This is a genomic window from Viridibacillus sp. FSL R5-0888 (genome assembly GCF_038009105.1).
In the GTDB taxonomy this organism is placed as follows: domain Bacteria; phylum Bacillota; class Bacilli; order Bacillales_A; family Planococcaceae; genus Viridibacillus; species Viridibacillus arenosi.
This window is the reverse complement of record NZ_JBBPAU010000001.1, coordinates 3,298,439-3,318,618: the sequence shown is the minus strand read 5'-3', so window position 1 is coordinate 3,318,618 and position 20,180 is coordinate 3,298,439. Positions and strand designations below refer to the sequence as shown.

The window sequence follows — 20,180 nt, the reverse complement described above, 5'->3', positions numbered from 1 at the left end:
TATGACACAACAACAAACGCCTAGACAAATGACCGAGTATTTAGATCGTTATATCGTTGGACAACGTGATGCTAAACGCGCGGTAGCTGTTGCGCTTCGTAATCGTCATCGTCGTCAACTTTTAGATGAAGAGATGAAAAATGAAGTCATCCCTAAAAACATCTTAATGATTGGACCAACTGGAGTTGGTAAAACGGAGATTGCTAGACGTATCGCACGTTTAGCAAAAGCGCCTTTCATAAAAATAGAAGCGACAAAATTTACTGAAGTGGGTTATGTAGGTCGTGATGTGGAATCGATGGTACGTGACTTAGTAGAAGTAGCTAATCGACTCGTGAAAGAAGAAAAATATGAAGAAGTGAAGGACCAAGCTGAAACACTAGCTAATGAACAAATTGTAAAATTACTTGTACCGAGTATGCGTAAAAAGCAATCAACTTCAAATCCCTTCGAAATGTTTTTCGGACAAAATTCCGAGAAGGAAGAAGAAACAACTACAGATGATACAGAAATACGTTTAAAACGTTCGCAAATTGCAGAAGATTTAAAAGCAGGTAAGCTTGAAGATGAGTGGATATCTGTAGAAGTGACGGAACAAGCACCATCTATGTTTGGTGGGTTTCCTGGAGCGGGTATGGATATGGGTGGTAGTAACATGGGTGATATGTTATCAAGCTTAATGCCAAAGCAAAAGAAGAAACGTCGTCTACAAGTAAAAGATGCTAGACGTATACTTATAATAGAAGAAGCTAATAATTTAATTGACTCTGATGAGGTTTCTCAAGAAGCAATTACGCGTGCTGAGCAAACGGGTATCATCTTTATCGATGAAATTGACAAAATTGCAAACAAGAATGGCAATTCTGGTTCTGCTAATGTATCAAGAGAAGGCGTTCAACGTGATATTTTACCAATTGTTGAAGGTTCGACTGTTAATACGAAGTATGGTCCTGTCAAAACAGATTATATGCTATTCATTGCTGCAGGTGCATTCCATATGTCTAAGCCATCAGATTTAATCCCTGAGCTACAAGGGCGCTTCCCAATTCGCGTTGAATTAGAAAAGCTGACGAAGGAAGACTTCGTACGTATTTTAAAAGAGCCAGACCATTCGTTAATTCTTCAGTATAAGGCATTACTAAATACTGAAGGTGTTGAAATTGAGTTTACAGAAGAAGCGATTGACCGTATTGCGGAAATTGCAACATTCGTTAACCAAGAAACAGATAATATCGGGGCACGCCGCCTGCATACGATTTTGGAACGTCTTTTAGAAGAGTTGTCATTTGAAGCAGCAGATATCGCTCCAGCTCACATCGATATTACACCGTCATACGTAGATCAAAAACTTGGAGAAATTGCTAAGAACAAAGATTTGTCTCAATTTATTTTATAGTTTATAATCTAGGTTGTTATATGAAAATTTATAAAATTATGAAAATTAAATAAACTACGCAGAAAATATTACAGGAGGCTAAATAAAAATGAATTTATTAGCTAAAACAAGAAAAATTAACTCAATGCTTCAAGCATCTGCTGGGAAACCAGTTAACTTTAAAGAAATGGCTGACACATTAGGAACAGTCATCGAAAGTAACGTATACATTGTAAGTCGTAAAGGTAAATTATTAGGTATTTCAATTACTCAACAAATTGAAAACGAGCGCATTAATAAAATGTTTGAAGAGCGTCGTTTCCCTGAAGAATATACTCAAAATTTATATGACTTCTCTGAAACTGCTCCTAATCTTGATGTCCATGATGAACATAGTGCATTCCCGTTTGAAAACAAAGAGCTTTTCAAATCAGGTCTAACTACAATTGTACCGATTATTGGTGGTGGCGAACGCCTAGGAACATTAATTTTAGCACGTCTAGCAGGTACTTTTGAGGATGACGATTTAATCCTTGCTGAATACGGTGCAACAGTAGTAGGTATGGAAATTCTTCGTGAAAAAGCTGAAGAAATAGAAGAGGAAGCTCGTAGCAAAGCAGTCGTACAAATGGCGATCAACTCATTATCATACAGTGAATTAGAAGCTATTGAGCATATCTTCGAAGAACTAGATGGCAGCGAAGGATTACTAGTCGCTTCTAAAATTGCTGACCGAGTAGGTATTACACGTTCAGTTATCGTTAATGCTTTACGTAAACTAGAATCAGCTGGTGTAATTGAATCACGCTCACTAGGTATGAAAGGTACGTATATTAAAGTATTAAACGATAAATTCCTAAATGCATTAGCAGAAATCAAAATGCGCTAATAATTCCGACCTAACTATCCCAAAGTCTATGGAAGACTTTGGGATAGTTTTTTTATACCACTAAATCAATAATTGTACCTAGTGAATTATTGATCTATATTTGAAAAATCATTAAAAGACAAAGGGAATTCAAAAATATTGTCGATTAAAATGGTGGATTTACAAAATCAATTGAATATGCTGAAAAAACATAATTCTTTTGTATGAAATGATTATATAATATATAGTTACCATTTTACCTTTTAAAAAGGATGGAAAGTAATGAAAAGGTAGTTATTTTTAGAATAAATTAGTAAAGAACTATTATTATATGTGAAGTCTGTTATAGTAATATCAAGTTAAATTATTAGAAAATTGTACAAAAAATATCAAATGAATATGTGTCGAATTGGTGTTATTAGGAGGATTTAACTTTCTAATAATATTGAATGGCTAAGAAATACCTATAAACTCAATAGCCGCTTAAGAAGTGGATAAAATAAAGGATTAAGTTTATTAACACTATTGTTATAGTGAATAATACCTTTACCCCTTATAGGATAAGGGGTTTATAAGTTTTGAAAGAAAAGGGGAGTAAAGTGATAAAAATGGGTTTTTGTACCTATCAAAAAGAACCTAATACGGATAGACACTAGGATACATCTCTAATACAATTAGATAGTAAAAATAAAATTGAAATTTGGTAGTTTATATCGAATTGGGGTGAAATATTTGGATTTATTTAGTGGAACGATAAGTAATTTGGAAAACGGCCTCGCTTATGCTACGGTGAAGAATAAAACAATCGCTCAAAATATAGCGAATAATGACACACCAAACTATAAGGCGAAAGACGTTAGTTTTAAAAAAATGTTAACTGAGGCACAAAATACATATATTCAAGCAAACAGAACAGATCAAAGACATTTTGATTTTACTACTAAGAATTCGACACCAGGTGTTTATAGTTATTCTAATCTTCGCTACCGAGAAAATGGTAATGGTGTAGATATGGATAAAGAACAAGCAAGTTTGGCGGAGAACACAATTTTCTATAATGCCTTGGTTGACCGTATTAACGGTAAATTAAATACATTACAAACTGTCATTAAAGGGGGTAACTAATTTTGTCTATCTTCCATAGTATGAACACGACTGGCTCAGCACTTACTGCTCAGCGTCTAAGAATGGATGTCATTTCGTCTAATATGGCAAATGTCGATACTACACGAGCGACAATGGAAAATGGTGAATGGGTTCCGTATCGTCGTAAAACAGTAACGTTAACTTCGAAAGAAGGACAATTTTCTAATTATTTAAATACGGCAATGGGTTCAACAAGTAAACAAGGAGTTGGCAATGGTGTCAAAGTGACAGGGATAAATAATGATACTGAAACACCATTCAAACTTATTTATGATCCAACACATCCAGATGCTAATGATGAAGGTTATGTGCAAACTTCAAATGTTGATCCTTTAAAAGAAATGGTAAACCTAATATCTGCTACACGATCATACGAAGCGAACGTAACGGTTTTTAATGCAAATAAATCGATGCTAACAAAAGCTCTAGAAATAGGTAAATAATTTCAATAAAGGAGGATGGGTTAATTGCCAGTATCACAAGTATCTGTAATGCAACCAGTTCAACCAACTATGACACAAAGAGTTGCTGAAACGATGCCTACAGAATCAAAAGAGAGTTTTGGAACAATGTTAAAAGATGCTATTCAATCTGTAAACGACAGTCAAGTCGCTTCAGATAATATGACAACTAAGTTGATAAACGGTGATAATGTTGAACTTCATGACGTTATGATTACTTCTCAAAAAGCGAGTATAACATTGAATACAGCATTACAAGTACGTAATAAAGTAGTAGAGGCGTATCAAGAAATTATGCGAATGACAGTTTAATTCGAACGGTTAGTGCGGATTTAACCACGTATTAGAACATTCACTATAACCGGAGGCTTAAAATGAATGAAAGACTGACAAAAATCAAAACCGACTCCACGAGGTTTTGGGGAAGTCGTACGAAAGCACAAAAAGGTACGTTAATAGGTTCCCTTCTTGGAATTATTATTTTGGCAGCTGTTATTACATACTTTGCAACTCGAGTTACGTATGCGCCACTTTATTCAGACTTATCGACTGCTGAAGTAGGGAAAATAAAAGAAACCCTTGATGCTCAAGGAACAAAATATAAAATTGCACCAGGTGGAACATCTATCTTAGTTCCAGAAAATCAAGTCGATCCACTATTAGTACAATTAGCATCGGAAGGTTTTCCTCAATCTGGTAAAATAGATTACTCATTTTTCTCTCAAAACGCTGGATTTGGTATGACAGATAATGAATTTAGCGTTCTAAAATTAGCTTCTACACAAACAGAACTAGCTAATTTAATTAAAGGTATTAAAGGTGTAAAAGACGCCAAAGTAATGATCACTTTACCTGAAGAGGGTGTATTCGTAAGTGATACACAGCAACCAGCTAGTGCATCGATAGTTTTGAATACGGAACCAGGCTATCAATTTACTGAAACGCAAATTCAAACACTTTATAATTTGGCATCTAAAAGTGTTCCGAACCTAACACCCGAAAATATTGTAATTACAAATCAATACTTTGAATATTACGATTTACAGTCTACTAATACTGCAACAGCGGGAGCTAGTGGAGCGGATGTCAATCAACAATTGACACTTAAAAAGCAAATTGAACGTGATTTGCAACGCCAAGTGCAAACAATGTTAGGTACTTTAATGGGAGCAGATAAAGTAGCCGTTGTAGTGACTACTGATATTGATTTTACCCAAGAACAACGTGAAGAAAATTTAGTTGAACCAGTAGATAAAGAGAATATGGCTGGTATCCAAATCAGTGCACAGCGTATTAGTGAAACATTTACAGGTACTGGAGCAGCAGCTTCGGGTACACCAGAAGCTGAAAATGCAACTGATAATTTTACAAACTATCAGTCTGGGTCAACTGGAGATGGAGATTACGAGAAAACTGAAGAGACGATTAATAATGAAGTGAATCGTATTAAACGTCAGATTGTAGAAAGTCCGTATCGTATTCGTGACTTAGGTATTCAAGTAATGGTAGAACCACCAACTGCTAACGACGCAACGACATTACCAACAAATGTACAACAGGATATTCAAAGTATGCTTGCATCAATCGTCCGTACTTCAATTGATAAAAATGAAGCTGGACAATTAACTGATGCTCAAATCGATCAAAAAATAAATGTTACTGTTCAACAATTGAATGGTAAAGCACAATTAGCTTCAACTGAGACAAGTAAAATTCCATGGTGGGTATATGTGATTGGCGGTATTTTAGTAGCTGCTATTATTTTACTAGCATTCTTTATTTTACGTTCTAGAAAACAAAACGCGACAGAAGAAAATATGATTCTAGAAGATCAAGAGGAAATAGTTGAAGTAGAAGATATCTCTACAGAAAAAGAAACAGAATCAACCGTACGACGTAAACAGCTTGAGAAGATGGCAAAAGACAAGCCAGATGATTTCGCGAAATTATTACGTACATGGATAACTGAAGATTAATGGGGGGAAAAGCTGTGTCAAGGAAAGAAAAAGGTTTATCTGGTAAACAAAAAGCAGCACTCCTGTTAATATCACTAGGACCAGAAGTGTCCGCTGCGGTATATAAACACTTAAGCGAAGAGGAAATAGAACGTTTAACGTTAGAAATTTCAGGAGTTAAAAAAGTTGAACCAGAGATAAAAGAAGAAATCATCGAAGAGTTCCATAATATTGCACTCGCACAAGACTACATTTCTCAAGGTGGAATTGGTTATGCGAAAACTGTATTAGAAAAGGCTCTTGGATCGGATCAGGCTCAAACAATTATCAATCGATTAACATCTTCTCTACAAGTAAGACCTTTTGATTTTGCGAGACGCACAGATCCTGCTCAAATTTTCAACTTTATTCAAAATGAACATCCGCAAACAATTGCGCTAATACTTTCATATTTAGAGCCACAGCAAGCGGGTATTATACTTTCATCTTTACCTCAAGAGGTACAAGCTGATATAGCGAAACGTATCGCAATGATGGATTCAACATCGCCCGAAGTTATTAGTGAAATTGAATCAGTATTAGAACGCAAATTGTCATCAACTGTGACGCAAGATTACACCGAAACTGGTGGCGTTGATGCAGTTGTAGAAGTCCTTAATGGTGTTGATAGACAAACAGAAAAAACAATTCTGGATGCACTTGAAATTCAAGATCCAGAACTAGCAGAAGAAATCAAAAAACGTATGTTTGTCTTCGAAGATATTGTTACACTGGATAACCGCTCAATTCAACGTGTTATACGCGATTGTGAAAATGAAGATTTACTCCTTGCAATGAAGATTTCAAGCGAAGAAGTAAAAGAAATTATTTTCAAAAATATGTCCCAACGTATGGCTGAAACATTTAGAGAAGAGATGGAAGTAATGGGACCTGTTCGCCTGAGAGATGTTGAAGATGCACAAATGAGAATCGTTGCAGTAACACGACGCTTAGAGGACGCAGGTGAAATCATTATCGCTCGTGGTGGAGGAGATGACGTCATTGTCTAGAATCATTCGATTCGATGATACTCTATCATCCAAAGAGAAAATTAGAACAATTGAAATACGCGAGTTAAGATTGCCCGAAGATCAGCAAGAAGTCGTTGAGGATTATTCCTTAGAAGATGTAATAGCTGAAAGAGAACGTATTATTGCTGAAGCGCAGTCCGAGATTACTATTCAACAACAAAAATTCTTCGCACAGTGCGAAGAACAACAGCAGGTACTTGATTTTGCTAAAGAGCAATGGGAACAAGATAAGCTTATTCTTCAACAACAAGCTTACGATGAAGGTTTTCAGCAAGGCTTAGAAGAAGGACGCTTAAAAGCTGAAGACAATATGTCAGAAGCAGTTCAAATAGCTAATGAAACTACTATCAGTTCACAAGAAAATGCTCAACAATATCTAGAAAGTCAAGAAAGAGTCATTTTAGAACTGGCTATGAATGCTGCGACTCGCATTTTAGGGACAGCCTTAGAAGAAAATGGAGAGCTGTTTTTGAATGTGGTCCGTCGAGGTTTAAAAGAGGCAAGAGAGATGAAAGAAATTAAGCTGTATGTATCACTTACTTATCATAAGCTCGTATCAAGTCATCGAGACGAATTAGCTTCCATCTTCCCAGTGGATGTCCCATTCATGATTTTCGTAAATGAAGAACTAAATGATACGGATGGTTATATCGAAACAAATCACGGAAGAATTGTCGTGAGTATCGATGAACAGCTTAATGAATTACGATTGAAACTAATAGAAATATTAGAAAGCGTGGATCAGAAATGATGAAAGCGTCGCAGTTGGTTGAGCATATTCCATCAGTACAAACATTTAAAAAGTATGGTCGAATAACTCGTGTAGTTGGTCTAATGATTGAATCGCAAGGTCCTGAAAGCTCTGTTGGTGATGTATGTAAAATTCATGTGCAATCTTCAAAAAATGGACCTACAGAGATTTTAGCTGAAGTTGTCGGTTTTAAAGATGAAATCGTTGTACTCATGCCGTTTACATCAATTAGAGAGATTTCGATAGGATGTTTAGTTGAGGGAACAGGGTCACCTTTAGAAGTAAAAGTAGGGCCTGAACTTATTGGTAAAGTATTGGACTCAATGGGATTACCTATTGATGGACACAACTTACCAAAAGGCCTTGCTACTGTTCAGACAGAGGAAGACCCACCAAACCCTTTAACTAGACCACCTATAAATGAAACCCTTGAAGTGGGTGTAAAAGCAATAGATGGCATGTTAACGGTTGGTAATGGCCAGCGTGTTGGTATATTCGCCGGTTCAGGTGTTGGTAAAAGTACCCTCCTAGGAATGATAGCGCGAAATACAGAAGCAGATTTAAATGTTATCGCACTTATTGGAGAACGTGGTCGTGAGGTTCGTGAATTCATCGAACGAGATCTTGGCCCTGAAGGCTTGAAGCGCTCAATCGTTGTCGCTGCTACATCTGATCAACCTGCTCTGATGCGTATTAAAGGGGCATTTACAGCTACAGCAATTGCAGAGTACTTCAGAAATAGAGGACTAAATGTCATGCTCATGATGGATTCTGTCACTCGTGTTGCTATGGCTCAACGTGAAATTGGTTTGGCGGTTGGTGAACCACCTGCTACGAGAGGTTATACACCTTCTGTATTCTCTATTTTGCCAAAGTTATTAGAACGAACAGGTACAAATGAACATGGTTCTATAACAGCTTTCTATACGGTATTAGTAGACGGGGATGACATGAATGAACCAATCGCAGATACAGTACGAGGTATTTTAGATGGACATATCGTGCTTGATCGTACATTGGCAAATAAAGGGCAATATCCGGCTATTAACGTTTTAAAAAGTGTCAGCCGTTTGATGAATCATATTGTCTCTAAAGAACATGTACAAGCTGCAGAACGGTTGCGAGAACTGTACTATACGTATAACAAATCAGAAGACTTGATAAATATAGGTGCCTATAAGCGAGGAACTTCCAAAGAAATTGATCAAGCCATTCATTATGAGCCTCTAATTACAGCATTTTTGAAACAAGGATATTTAGATAATGTTAGTATGCAGCAGAGTGTGAATGAACTAATCAGTTTATCGAATGGTGGTGGGCTGTAAATGAGCGCATATACATATCGCTTTGAAAAAGTAATGACAGTGAGAGAGCAAGAAAAAAATGAAACAGAAATTGCTTATAAAGAATCTGTCAGAGTTTTTGAAGAAGTAGCTACCAAACTTTATAATCTGCTAAAGAAAAAAGAAGATCTAATTGGTTTTCAACAACAACGAATGTCTACTGGTTCTAGTATCGATGAAATTCATCATTATTCAAGATTTATTGATAGTCTTGAAAAGACAATAGTGGATGTACAGCAAAAGGTTATTCAAGCTCGCTCTAAAATGGAGTGGCATGAACAGAAACTGCTGGAAAAGTCGTTAGAGTTTCGGAAGTATGAAAAGATGAAAGAAAAAGATCTTGAAACTTTTAAAGAAGAACAAGAAAGACTTGAAGCAATTCGACTAGATGAACTATCATCAGTCGCATATTACAACAAAGAAATCAGGTGATGGCATGGCGAAAAAAAATTTGGAGCATACAAAAGCTTCGGAAATAAAAGCACCTAGTACGCTTCAAAGGCTTTTTTATTGGGTGATTATACCATTACTATTTACAACTGCCGTTCTCCTGATCATTGCGCATTTATTAAACGTAAATGTTTTTGAAAAAGCAAAAGAATGGACAAGTGGTACAGCCCAAAGTACTAACGAAAAAGTGTTAAATGAAAATGATGCAAAAGAAAATGCTAAACAAACTGTGGAGCTAAAAGCTCAAATTAAAGAAAAAGAAGCCCAAATTGCGCAATTACAAGGTCAAATAGAAGACTCGAAAAACGAAAAATCTAAGCTAGTTATTGAACAAGATCGACTAATAGCTGAAATCGATAAGCTTGAAAAGGGAAAAGTAGAAACACAAAAAGAATTTAGCAGTATAGTGTCAACCTTTGAAAAAATGACACCAAAAGCAGCAGCTCCAGTCATCATAAATATGAGTGATTCGGAAGCAATTAAAATACTAGCTAGCTTAAAACCTGAAACGTTGGCGAAAGTATTAGAGAAGATGCCAGCAAAAGACGCTGCACGATATACGGTATTGTTAGCTAAATAAAAATTCTATTAGTCGGAAGGAGGTGAAATCATGAATATAGATTCGATACAAATAGAAGCACCCAAAGCAAGTAGTCAATCAAAAAATTCAACTGATAGCTCAACTAATACTGGATTTTCGGATTACTTGTTATCTTCTAATAAGACTGAACCGCCAACTTCATCTACAACAAATAGTAATAGTAATCAAAGTAATATAGATAAGTTGAATAATCAGTCCATAAAGGAATCCACATTTAGCTCAAATAGATTATCTATCGATCTATCAAGAGGTCTAGAAGGTTTACTTGGACAAGTGCTAAAAAGCAATACTGCTGGAGATCAAGAACAAGCAATCACTATAGAAGATATGTCAAACATCCTTGGTGTAACTTCTCTAACTGATTTAAATAAATTGCTGAACAGTGCAATCGATGAAGCTACTCTAAGTACTGAAAGTATTTCATTAGATAAATTAGGCGAGTTGTTAGGAGTAAACGTTGAAGATTTACAAGCTGCGATTCAAAAGTTAACAGGTGATGATACACAGGCAAAAGATGTTTGGGATTTACTTGCCGGTATCGATCAAAATGCCTTTGCATTTATGCAGAATTTGATGGCTTCTATTAGTGGAGAAAAGGGTGCAACAGTTTCTCAAAATCAGGCTTCAGATGTACTGAAATTTTTAAAATTAGTTGAGCTTGCAGTACCTAAAACAGATTTAGTCTTAAATCAGGAATTACAAGTATTTCAAGTGAAAGAATGGATGTCTGCTTTATCTACAAAAGTAGAACAGCTTCTAAATCAAGCATCGAGCAGTCAACTTCCACTCATAAAATCTAAAGATGTACAACCATTAATGCTTAATTTAACCGATGCCAGTGCCAATGAAAGTGTAACAACAACTTTGACAGAAACAAAAGGTACAGCTAACACGACTGTGACATTAACATTACCAACAAACAAGGCTTCTCAGGCTGAAACGTTTGTCAAAGAGTTCCAAGCAATTATGAATCGTAGTCAAACTTCAAATGCACAAGGAATGACGAAGCTTTTGATTAAACTGTACCCAGAAAATTTAGGGACGATTCGTGTGGAACTAGTACAAAAAGATGGTGTTATGACAGCTAGATTGTTAGCCTCAACAGCACTTGGTAAAGAAATGCTAGATAGTCAGTTAAATACTTTAAAACAAGGTTTAGTTAACCAAAATATACAACTTGATCGTATTGATGTCACACAAGCCTTAAGTGATGCAAATCGTCAAGAAAAAGGCCAGAATCAATTCAATCAATCATTTAAGCAACAAGCACAGGACCAAGACGCTAAAAATAAAGACGAGCAAGATGAAGAACTAACATTTAGCGACTATTTAATGGAAATGGAGGTGTAGGATTATGGCAGATACAACGAAAATTCCAGATAAAAAGAGTATTTTAGATGATTACAATGTTGCCAATAAACCATCTAACCAAAGACAAACAGGTAACTCTGCTTTAGGTAAAGACGCATTCTTGCAATTGCTAATTACACAATTACAAAACCAAGATCCAACAAACCCAATGGATGATAAAGAATTTATCGCACAAATGGCTCAATTTTCATCTCTTGAACAAATGACGAATATGACAACAGCACTAGAGAATTTAACGCAATTACAACAACAATCGCAGTTAATTGAATTTAATTCATTCATCGGCAAAGATGTGAAATGGCATGAAGTAACAGATAAAAAAGGTGAAGATGGTAAACCGATTGTTAATGAAGGAACTGGTACTGTAGTTCGAGTTAAATACAATGGTGAGGGAGTTATCTTTGTATTAGCAGACGGTAAAGAATTAACACCATCAAATATTTCAGAAGTGATTAATGGAAGTACAGGCAGTACCGGGGGGTCCCTAGTAGAAGCGAGTATGTTAATTGGGAAAAATATTACATACAAAGTGACTGAGGATAAAGATGATAATGAAGAATCTGAAGAATCTCCAAATGAAGTAACTAATGAAGCAACCGTCCAATCCGTTTCAAAAAAAGATGGACAAATCAAATATATACTTAGTAACGGTGATGAAGTAACAGCTGATCAAATCGTGTCCATTGCTCAAGGGAAATAAAATATATGGTGGATAAAATTAGATTTCAGCAACATATACAACAACTTCAACCAACTTTAAGACAACAGTCAATTGCAAGACCGAATGTTTCTACAAGCAAACAATCCTTTAGTCAAGAGTTAGAAAAAGCAACAAGTAGCCAACAGTTAAAGATAAGTAAGCACGCTTCAGTTCGTCTGAACGAACGAGATATTCATATTGATGAAAAGCAATGGCAAAGAATTACTGAAAAAGTATTCGAAGCACGCTCAAAAGGTGTGAATGATTCACTTGTTTTAACTGATCAGGCAGCGCTCATAGTTAGTGCGAAAAACGCCACAGTAATAACAGCAATGGATCGTAATGAAGCAAAAGATCAATTATTCACCAATATCGACGGCACAATTGTGCTGACATAAGGCAGGACCTTTTAAGGGTGCCTTAGTACTGCCAAATGACAGAAGCAGTACACTCTAAAATCGAAGGGAGAAAATTAAGTTATGCTACGTTCAATGTATTCAGGCATCAGTGGTCTTAAAAATTTCCAAACAAAATTAGATGTAATCGGTAACAATATCGCCAATGTTAATACCTACGGGTTCAAAAAAGGTCGCGTCGTGTTTAAAGATGTATTCTCACAGACAAGCGCAGGTGCTTCAGCGCCGACTGCTACTACTGGAGGTACAAACCCAAAACAAATTGGCTTAGGTTCTCAAATTGCTGCAATAGATACAATGCATGAAGGTGGTTCATTGCAAACCACTAACCGAGTGTTAGATTTAGCGATTTCTGGTGATGGATTCTTTGTTGTTATGGATAAGGATGGGAAAAACTTAAAGTATACACGTGCTGGGAACTTTTATATGGATAAAAATGGAGACCTAGTTAATGCTGAAGGTAAGTATTTAAAAGGAACTGCTGGAGTAATAAATATTCCTACAACTGCTCAAAGTATGTCTGTCGGTAAAGATGGGTCTGTAGATTATGTTGATGAAGCAGGTGTATTGCAAAAAGCAGGTCAATTAGAATTAGCTAAGTTCCCAAATGCTGGAGGTTTATCTAAGGAAGGTTCTAATTATTATAATGAAACTTCAAACTCAGGGGCACCTACAGTAGGCACAGCTGGTCTAAAGGGTATTGGTGTAATCGCTTCTGGTGCTCTCGAAATGTCCAACGTAGATCTATCAGAAGAATTCACTGATATGATCGTAGCGCAACGTGGTTTCCAGGCGAATACACGTATTATCACTACATCAGATGAAATTTTACAAGAGCTTGTTAACTTAAAACGATAAGTTTTAGCTAAAATTTTTTCATTAAAAGGAGGGGGCTGGGTCGGCTCTCATGACTCGGCCCTTATTTCCTATGATTACAGTAACTAAATTAAATGGTAAACCATTCTCATTAAATGCTTTATACATAGAATCGGTCGAGGAGTTTCCTGATACGACGATTACGTTAACGACCGGACGAAAATATGTTGTATTAGAAACTGAGAAAGAAGTGAGTAATCGTATGATTGCTTTTTATCACAGTGTTCAGCTCCTATCAAACCCGCACTTAAGAGGTGAAGAAGATGAAGAATAACAAACTTTTAACCATTATGTTGATTATCTTAGTTTCAATTACACTGCTTGGTGTTATTGCATTGGTAACTGTCAATCAGTTGAACAAAGGAAGTGCCAAAGAGCCAAGTATCGATGATATCATCGAAGCTTCTGTAGATGTTCCAGAATTGACAACAAACCTTGCCGGAACAAATTTTGTTAAAATTTCACTAAAAATCCAAACTGATAGCAAAAAAGCTGCTGAAGAAATCGGTAAACGTGATTTCCAGGTGAAGAGTATTGTGATTGAAGAAATGTCAGAGATGACAAAAGGTGATTTAGAAGGAAAAAAAGGAAAGAAAATGCTACAAACAACGTTAAAAACAAGATTTAATGAACTGATGCAAGACGGTAAGGTACAAGAAGTTTACATTACTTCCTACATCATTCAGTAAGGTCAATTATTTTGAAATGGAGGTGGGAAAATGGCAGGAGATGTGTTATCCCAGTCCGAAATTGATGCGCTTTTATCAGCGTTATCAACGGGTGAGATGACGGCTGATGATATTAAGAAAGATGAAGAGGCTAGAAAAGTTAAAGTTTATGACTTTAAACGAGCTCTACGTTTTTCAAAAGATCAAATCCGAAGTTTGACCCGAATACATGAAAACTTTGCACGTCTTTTAACGACGTTTTTCTCAGCTCAGCTTAGGACGTACGTGCAAATAACTGTAGCTTCTGTGGATCAGATTCCATTTGAAGAGTTTATTCGTTCAATTCCGAATATGACACTCATAAATGTTTTCGAAGTACCACCTTTAGATGGCAATATCCTAATGGAGATTAATCCTAATATTGCGTATTCAATGCTAGATCGTTTAATGGGTGGAACTGGAGCAAGTCATAGTAACGTCGATAACTTAACTGAAATTGAAACAAAAATTATGACAAATTTATTTGAACGTTCGTTCGATAACTTGCGTGAAGCATGGGCAAACATAGCCGATATTGATCCAGCTTTATCTGAGCTTGAAGTGAATCCACAGTTCTTACAAATGATTTCTCCAAATGAAACGGTTGTTGTTATTTCATTCAACTCAATCATTGGAGAAACAAGTGGCATGATTAATATTTGTATCCCTCATGTCGTATTAGAGCCGATTGTACCGAATCTATCGGTTCGTTACTGGATGCAATCTAACAAAAAAGAAGTTTCACCAGAACAAACAGCAATTCTTGAAAATAGTGTGAAACAATCTAATTTACCAGTAATAGCAGAGCTTGGTAATGCTGAAATAACAATTGAAGACTTCCTTCTATTGTTGCAAGGTGATGTTATTCAACTGGATCAGAAAATTAGCCAACCACTTACATTAAAAGTTGGCGATATACCTAAATTTACTGTTCAACCAGGGAAACTGAAAAAACGAATGGCTGTTCAAGTTTTAGAGTCTTTGAAAGGAGGAGACGAAGTTGATGAGTGATGAAATGTTATCACAAGAAGAAATTGAAGCCCTATTAAGAGGCGAATCTCCAGAACTAGAAAATAAGAAGTCTTCTCAAATTGAATACAAAGTAGAGGAATATTTAGATGCATTATCTCAAGATGCACTAGGTGAAATCGGTAATATTTCCTTTGGTAGTTCTGCAACGGCGTTATCATCGTTACTTGGCCAAAAAGTTGATATTACAACACCAACAATCAGTATGATTAATCGTGATAATTTGGAGGAAGAGTTTCCTCATCCATATGTAGCGGTTCAAGTAGAATATACGACGGGCCTTGTGGGTATGAACTTATTAGTCATCAAACAATCGGATGCAGCAATTATAGCTGATTTAATGTTAGGTGGAGATGGTGCTAGCCCTGCAGATGAACTTGGTGAGATTCATTTAAGTGCTGTACAGGAAGCAATGAATCAAATGATGGGTTCTGCTGCAACATCTATGTCTACGATCTTTAATAAAAAAGTGGACATTTCACCGCCATCAATCGATTTGATGAATATTTCAAAAAATGAAGGTAGAGATAATATTCCGGAAGAAGATTTACTTGTTAAAGTTTCATTCCGCTTGAAAATTGGTACTTTAATAGATTCAGATATTATGCAACTACTACCTCTTGGATTTAGTAAGAAGTTGGTTAACCAATTACTGAATCAAGATACTGAAGAAATTGCTTCAACTATGGTTGCGCCTGCGCCAACACCAACACCACAGGCAGCACCAGTTCAAGCACCTCCTGTACAACAGGTACCAGTAGCCCAACCTGCTCCAATGCAAGAACAACAATATCAACAATCGTATGCAATGCCTGAAAGACCAATGTATACACAACAGCCAGCAAATGTACAACAAGCGCAATTTGCTAGCTTTGAAAATGCATCATTGAAGCAAGCAGAAGCTAGAAATTTGAATATGCTACTTGACATACCACTGCAAGTTACTGTTGAATTAGGACGTACGAAGCGTTCCGTAAAAGAGATATTAGAACTAGCAAGTGGATCTATTATTGAACTTGATAAACTTGCTGGGGAACCGGTTGATATTCTAGTAAATAGCCGTCTCATTGCTAAAGGAGAAGTAGTTGTAATAGACGAAAACTTCGGTGTTCGTATTACAGATATTTTGAGTAAAGCGGATCGCTTAAACAATCTAAGATAGATAGTTATTGGAGGAGTTAGACATGTCTAAAAGGATTTTAATTGTGGATGACGCAGCTTTCATGCGCATGATGATCAAGGATATTTTAACAAAAAATGGTTTTGAAGTTGTGGGGGAAGCTGGAGATGGTGCTCAAGCTATTGAGAAATACAGCGAATTAAAACCAGATTTAGTAACAATGGATATTACTATGCCTGAGATGGATGGAATTGCCGCATTAAAATCTATTAAAGAAAAAGATCCAAGTGCAATTGTTATTATGTGCTCAGCAATGGGACAACAAGCAATGGTAATCGATGCAATCCAAGCAGGTGCAAAAGACTTTATCGTAAAACCTTTCCAAGCTGACCGTGTTATCGAAGCGATCCAAAAAGCGTTAGGTTGATCAGAATGTTTTATAAAGCCTTATTGAAACTGATGTTGTGTGCATCATTATTAACAATTACATTAATTAATCCTATGCTAAACCCGACACCAGCCTTTGCTGAGAAGGGTGGTATGGTGGATGATTGCTATAACAAAGATAAAGATGTATGCAAAGAGGATTCAACTACAGCTGTCGATAAAAACACACAATCGACAGCTGTCGGCTTGTCTCCATGGGATTATATTAAAATGGTCCTAGCTCTTATCTTTGTAGTAGCCCTATTGTACGGAATGTTAAAATTCGTCAATAGTCGCAACCAAAAATATCAACATAATCAATTGATGCAAAATTTAGGTGGATTATCTTTAGGCCAACAGAAATCGGTGCAGCTCTTAAAAGTAGGAGATTCGCTCTATTTAGTTGGCGTAGGTGAAGATGTACATATTCTTAAGGAAATCTCAAACGAAGTCGAAAAAGAGCGTCTAATGACCTTATATAACGATAAACAGGAATTTGCAAATCAAGTTCCATATATTGCAGACCTTTTTACTAGTTTAAAAGAAAAAGTACGACCTTCATCAAAAGTAGATGAAAAACCAAATGAAGAATTCAAAGATCTTTTTCAACAAAAAATCTCAAAAATAAAATCTGATCGTAGTAAGGATTTGAATGAGTGGAAGCAAAAGGAGAGCGATAAAGAATGAGTGATTTAGTTAATTATTTCTCAGACAGTAATCCATCCAATGTTTCTACTTCTGTAAAACTGATGTTAATGCTAACGGTCCTATCATTAGCACCAAGTATATTAATACTAATGACATCCTTTACGAGGATTGTTATAGTCCTATCGTTCGTACGTACAGCTCTAGCTACACAACAAATGCCTCCAAACCAAGTAATAGTTGGATTGGCACTTTTTTTAACATTCTTTATCATGGCACCAACATTCCAAGAAGTGAATAAAGAAGCATTACAGCCTCTTTTTGATGAGAAAATCACACTGGATGAAGCTTACGACAAAGCGAGTGGGCCATTCAAAGACTTTATGAGTCAGCATACAAGACAGAAGGATTTAGATTTATTTTTAAAATATTCTGGTGCAGAACGTCCTGAAACGATTCAGGATATTTCATTAACTACTTTAGTACCTGCTTTTGCGTTAAGTGAGATTAAAACTGCTTTTCAAATTGGTTTCATGATTTTCATACCATTCCTTGTAATCGATATGATTGTCGCAAGTGTATTAATGTCTATGGGGATGATGATGTTACCGCCAGTTATGATTTCACTACCATTTAAAATCCTATTATTTGTACTTGTAGATGGCTGGTATCTTGTAATGAAATCATTGCTGCAAAGCTTTTAGGGGATGAATCAATATGACAGGTGAAATGGTCATTTCAGTTGCAGAACGTGCGATCATGGTTGTCCTACTTACTTCAGGGCCTTTATTACTAATCGCTTTAATTACTGGTTTGGCGGTCAGTATTTTCCAAGCAACGACACAAATTCAAGAGCAAACGCTTGCCTTTGTGCCAAAAATTATCGCTGTTTTAGTCGGTATTGTGTTTTTTGGACCTTGGATGCTTACGCAAGTGACTTCGTATGCAACAGATATTTTTGAAAATTTACTGCGATATGTAGGGTGATCGAATGGAAGAACTAGTACCTAAAGTAACTGTGTTCCTTCTCATTCTTGTGCGAATCTCGGCATTTTTTATAACGGTACCCTTGTTTTCTTATAAAACAATCCCGTCGAAAATGCGACTTACATTAGCGGCAGTAATTGCATGGATGATGTACTACACAATTGACGTTACTCCTATGGAAGTAAACGGGGAATACATATTATTAGTTATGAAAGAAGCCATGGTTGGTTTAATTATCGGCTTAATTGCTTATATGATTATGTCAGCTATCCAAATAGCAGGAAGTTTTATAGACTTCCAAATGGGTTTTGCTATTGCGAATATTATAGATCCACAGACAGGGGCACAAAGTCCTCTCTTAGGACAATTCTTTAATACATTGGCATTGTTAGTATTGCTAGGTATCAATGGGCATCATTTACTACTAGATGGTATTTATTATAGTTATGAATACTTGCCAATTGGTGAAATGTGGCCATCCTTTGGATCGGAAAATTCCACTGAATTTATTATTAAAATGTTTGCTACAGTGTTTGGTATTGCCTTTCAAATGGCTATCCCAATTGTTGCTACGTTATTCTTAGTTGATATTGCTTTAGGGATAACAGCTAGAACAGTTCCACAGTTGAACATTTTTGTGGTTGGTTTCCCAATTAAAATTGGTGTGAGTTTTCTAGTTCTTGTAGCAATGATGGGGGTAATGGTAGCAGTTATTCAAAAGTTATTTAATATTATGATTGTTAGTATGCGTGATTTTATGGTTCTAATAGGTGGTGGATAAGATGCAATATATTCGTCTAGACTTGCAATTTTTTGCGGGAGAAAAAACTGAAAAAGCAACGCCAAAGAAACGATTAGATGCCCGAAAAAAAGGTCAAGTATTAAAAAGTCAGGATGTCACAAGTGCAATTGTCCTCCTATCTGTTTTTTTATTTTTATTATTTGGCGCCGCCTCTATGCGAGATAGCGTCATGGCATTTTTTAAACAAACATTTAGTCGATACTTGTTAGTTGAATCCATTTCGATTAGCTCAGTTATGGAAGTCTATAAAGAAGTCATGATTGAGATGGCATTTGTCTTGTTACCTATTATGGTGATTGCGGTAATTGCTAGTCTCGCGGGAAACTTCTTTCAATTTGGATTACTTTTTACAACAGAGTCATTAAAATTTGATTTAAAGAAGATTGATCCAATTAAAGGCTTAAAACGGATGTTCTCAATGAGGGCTATTATTGAGTTATTAAAATCAGTTTTAAAAATAACCTTTATCGGATCAGTTACAACAGTTATTCTTCTCATGAATATAGATGATGTACTAAGTTTGTCTTTTAAATCTCCGTGGGTCACTTTAATAACTGTTGGAAAATTAACAGTAATAATGGGGATTGCAGCTTCACTTACATTATTTTGTGTGGCAATCTTGGATTATTTCTACCAGAAGTTTGATTATGAAAAAAACTTAAAAATGTCCAAGCAGGATATTAAAGATGAATATAAAAATACCGAGGGTGACCCTCTCATAAAATCAAAAATTAAACAACGTCAACGTGAAATGGCCATGCGTCGTATGATGTCGGAAGTACCTAAAGCGGACGTGGTTATAACCAACCCAACCCATTATGCAATCGCGCTGCAGTATGATGATGAAAGTATGGATGCGCCAAAAGTTGTAGCTAAAGGGACCGACTTTATCGCACAAAAGATTAAATTGATTGCCAAAGAAAATGATGTTGAGATGGTGGAAAATAGACCATTGGCTAGAGCAATGTACGATCAAGTGGAAGTTGGGGGCCGCATCCCAGACGAGTTTTTCAAAGCGGTTGCGGAAGTTTTAGCTTATGTATACCGTATTAAACGCAAAATTTAAAGTTTTAAGCAGGAG

General features: G+C 36.1%; 25 protein-coding genes. All 25 read left to right on the top strand.

What is annotated here, in order from left to right; translation table 11 throughout:
* The first annotated feature begins 1 nt into the window (after position 1).
* The gene (hslU, locus tag MKY02_RS16640; RefSeq protein ID WP_038184069.1) at positions 2-1,396 is read left to right on the top strand and encodes an ATP-dependent protease ATPase subunit HslU; all 1,395 of its coding nucleotides are present in this window, start codon (positions 2-4) and stop codon (positions 1,394-1,396) included.
* Between the two features lie 88 nt (positions 1,397-1,484).
* A complete protein-coding gene (gene codY, locus MKY02_RS16635) occupies positions 1,485-2,264 on the top strand; it encodes a GTP-sensing pleiotropic transcriptional regulator CodY (protein WP_038184082.1) in 780 nt (259 codons plus the stop codon).
* 711 nt (positions 2,265-2,975) lie between these two features.
* Entirely contained in the window at positions 2,976-3,368 is a 393-nt protein-coding gene (gene flgB / locus MKY02_RS16630) for a flagellar basal body rod protein FlgB (RefSeq protein WP_076065423.1), read from the top strand.
* A gap of 2 nt (positions 3,369-3,370) precedes the next feature.
* A complete protein-coding gene (gene flgC / locus MKY02_RS16625) occupies positions 3,371-3,832 on the top strand; it encodes a flagellar basal body rod protein FlgC (RefSeq protein WP_038184088.1) in 462 nt (153 codons plus the stop codon).
* 24 nt (positions 3,833-3,856) lie between these two features.
* Positions 3,857-4,162: a flagellar hook-basal body complex protein FliE gene (gene fliE / locus MKY02_RS16620; RefSeq protein WP_412104686.1), complete on the top strand. Its 306-nt coding sequence runs from the start codon at positions 3,857-3,859 to the stop codon at positions 4,160-4,162.
* 62 nt (positions 4,163-4,224) lie between these two features.
* Positions 4,225-5,826 carry a flagellar basal-body MS-ring/collar protein FliF gene (fliF, locus tag MKY02_RS16615; RefSeq protein ID WP_038184091.1) on the top strand — a complete coding sequence of 534 codons (1,602 nt, stop codon included), beginning with the start codon at positions 4,225-4,227 and terminating at the stop codon, positions 5,824-5,826.
* A 14-nt stretch (positions 5,827-5,840) separates the two neighbouring features.
* Entirely contained in the window at positions 5,841-6,854 is a 1,014-nt protein-coding gene (gene fliG / locus MKY02_RS16610; RefSeq protein WP_038184093.1) for a flagellar motor switch protein FliG, read from the top strand.
* Positions 6,838-7,626: a flagellar assembly protein FliH gene (gene fliH / locus MKY02_RS16605; RefSeq protein WP_210402663.1), complete on the top strand. Its 789-nt coding sequence runs from the start codon at positions 6,838-6,840 to the stop codon at positions 7,624-7,626. Before fliG ends, fliH begins: the two co-directional genes overlap by 17 nt.
* A complete protein-coding gene (gene fliI, locus MKY02_RS16600) occupies positions 7,626-8,951 on the top strand; it encodes a flagellar protein export ATPase FliI (protein WP_076034178.1) in 1,326 nt (441 codons plus the stop codon). The genes fliH and fliI overlap by 1 nt, the downstream gene beginning before the upstream one ends.
* Positions 8,952-9,401 carry a flagellar export protein FliJ gene (gene fliJ / locus MKY02_RS16595; protein WP_038184109.1) on the top strand — a complete coding sequence of 150 codons (450 nt, stop codon included), beginning with the start codon at positions 8,952-8,954 and terminating at the stop codon, positions 9,399-9,401.
* Complete coding sequence (locus MKY02_RS16590) at positions 9,358-9,999, top strand: MotE family protein (RefSeq protein ID WP_340711554.1); 642 nt, start codon at positions 9,358-9,360, stop codon at positions 9,997-9,999. Before fliJ ends, MKY02_RS16590 begins: the two co-directional genes overlap by 44 nt.
* Positions 10,000-10,029: 30 nt before the next feature.
* On the top strand, positions 10,030-11,370 hold the full coding sequence (locus tag MKY02_RS16585; RefSeq protein WP_076065420.1) for a flagellar hook-length control protein FliK: 1,341 nt from the start codon (positions 10,030-10,032) through the stop codon (positions 11,368-11,370).
* A gap of 4 nt (positions 11,371-11,374) precedes the next feature.
* Complete coding sequence (flgD, locus tag MKY02_RS16580) at positions 11,375-12,091, top strand: flagellar hook assembly protein FlgD (protein ID WP_076065419.1); 717 nt, start codon at positions 11,375-11,377, stop codon at positions 12,089-12,091.
* Between the two features lie 8 nt (positions 12,092-12,099).
* A complete protein-coding gene (locus MKY02_RS16575) occupies positions 12,100-12,489 on the top strand; it encodes a TIGR02530 family flagellar biosynthesis protein (RefSeq protein ID WP_038184448.1) in 390 nt (129 codons plus the stop codon).
* 81 nt (positions 12,490-12,570) lie between these two features.
* Positions 12,571-13,365: a flagellar basal body rod protein FlgG gene (gene flgG / locus MKY02_RS16570; RefSeq protein ID WP_038184115.1), complete on the top strand. Its 795-nt coding sequence runs from the start codon at positions 12,571-12,573 to the stop codon at positions 13,363-13,365.
* A 70-nt stretch (positions 13,366-13,435) separates the two neighbouring features.
* The gene (locus MKY02_RS16565) at positions 13,436-13,657 is read left to right on the top strand and encodes a flagellar FlbD family protein (protein WP_076034177.1); all 222 of its coding nucleotides are present in this window, start codon (positions 13,436-13,438) and stop codon (positions 13,655-13,657) included.
* Positions 13,647-14,072: a flagellar basal body-associated protein FliL gene (gene fliL, locus MKY02_RS16560; RefSeq protein ID WP_076034010.1), complete on the top strand. Its 426-nt coding sequence runs from the start codon at positions 13,647-13,649 to the stop codon at positions 14,070-14,072. Before MKY02_RS16565 ends, fliL begins: the two co-directional genes overlap by 11 nt.
* A gap of 30 nt (positions 14,073-14,102) precedes the next feature.
* The gene (fliM, locus tag MKY02_RS16555) at positions 14,103-15,101 is read left to right on the top strand and encodes a flagellar motor switch protein FliM (RefSeq protein WP_038184120.1); all 999 of its coding nucleotides are present in this window, start codon (positions 14,103-14,105) and stop codon (positions 15,099-15,101) included.
* Complete coding sequence (gene fliY / locus MKY02_RS16550; RefSeq protein ID WP_076065418.1) at positions 15,094-16,281, top strand: flagellar motor switch phosphatase FliY; 1,188 nt, start codon at positions 15,094-15,096, stop codon at positions 16,279-16,281. Before fliM ends, fliY begins: the two co-directional genes overlap by 8 nt.
* Before the next feature lie 22 nt (positions 16,282-16,303).
* Entirely contained in the window at positions 16,304-16,666 is a 363-nt protein-coding gene (locus MKY02_RS16545; protein WP_038184126.1) for a response regulator, read from the top strand.
* A 5-nt stretch (positions 16,667-16,671) separates the two neighbouring features.
* Complete coding sequence (locus MKY02_RS16540) at positions 16,672-17,352, top strand: flagellar biosynthetic protein FliO (protein WP_076065417.1); 681 nt, start codon at positions 16,672-16,674, stop codon at positions 17,350-17,352.
* Complete coding sequence (fliP, locus tag MKY02_RS16535; RefSeq protein ID WP_038184132.1) at positions 17,349-18,014, top strand: flagellar type III secretion system pore protein FliP; 666 nt, start codon at positions 17,349-17,351, stop codon at positions 18,012-18,014. Before MKY02_RS16540 ends, fliP begins: the two co-directional genes overlap by 4 nt.
* A gap of 13 nt (positions 18,015-18,027) precedes the next feature.
* Positions 18,028-18,297, top strand: a complete 270-nt coding sequence (fliQ, locus tag MKY02_RS16530; RefSeq protein WP_038184135.1) for a flagellar biosynthesis protein FliQ — start codon at positions 18,028-18,030, stop codon at positions 18,295-18,297.
* A gap of 4 nt (positions 18,298-18,301) precedes the next feature.
* Positions 18,302-19,078 carry a flagellar biosynthetic protein FliR gene (gene fliR / locus MKY02_RS16525; protein WP_038184138.1) on the top strand — a complete coding sequence of 259 codons (777 nt, stop codon included), beginning with the start codon at positions 18,302-18,304 and terminating at the stop codon, positions 19,076-19,078.
* Between the two features lies 1 nt (position 19,079).
* Positions 19,080-20,165 (top strand): flagellar biosynthesis protein FlhB, encoded by a 1,086-nt coding sequence (flhB, locus tag MKY02_RS16520; RefSeq protein WP_038184141.1) that lies wholly within the window; start codon positions 19,080-19,082, stop codon positions 20,163-20,165.
* Positions 20,166-20,180 lie beyond the last annotated feature (15 nt).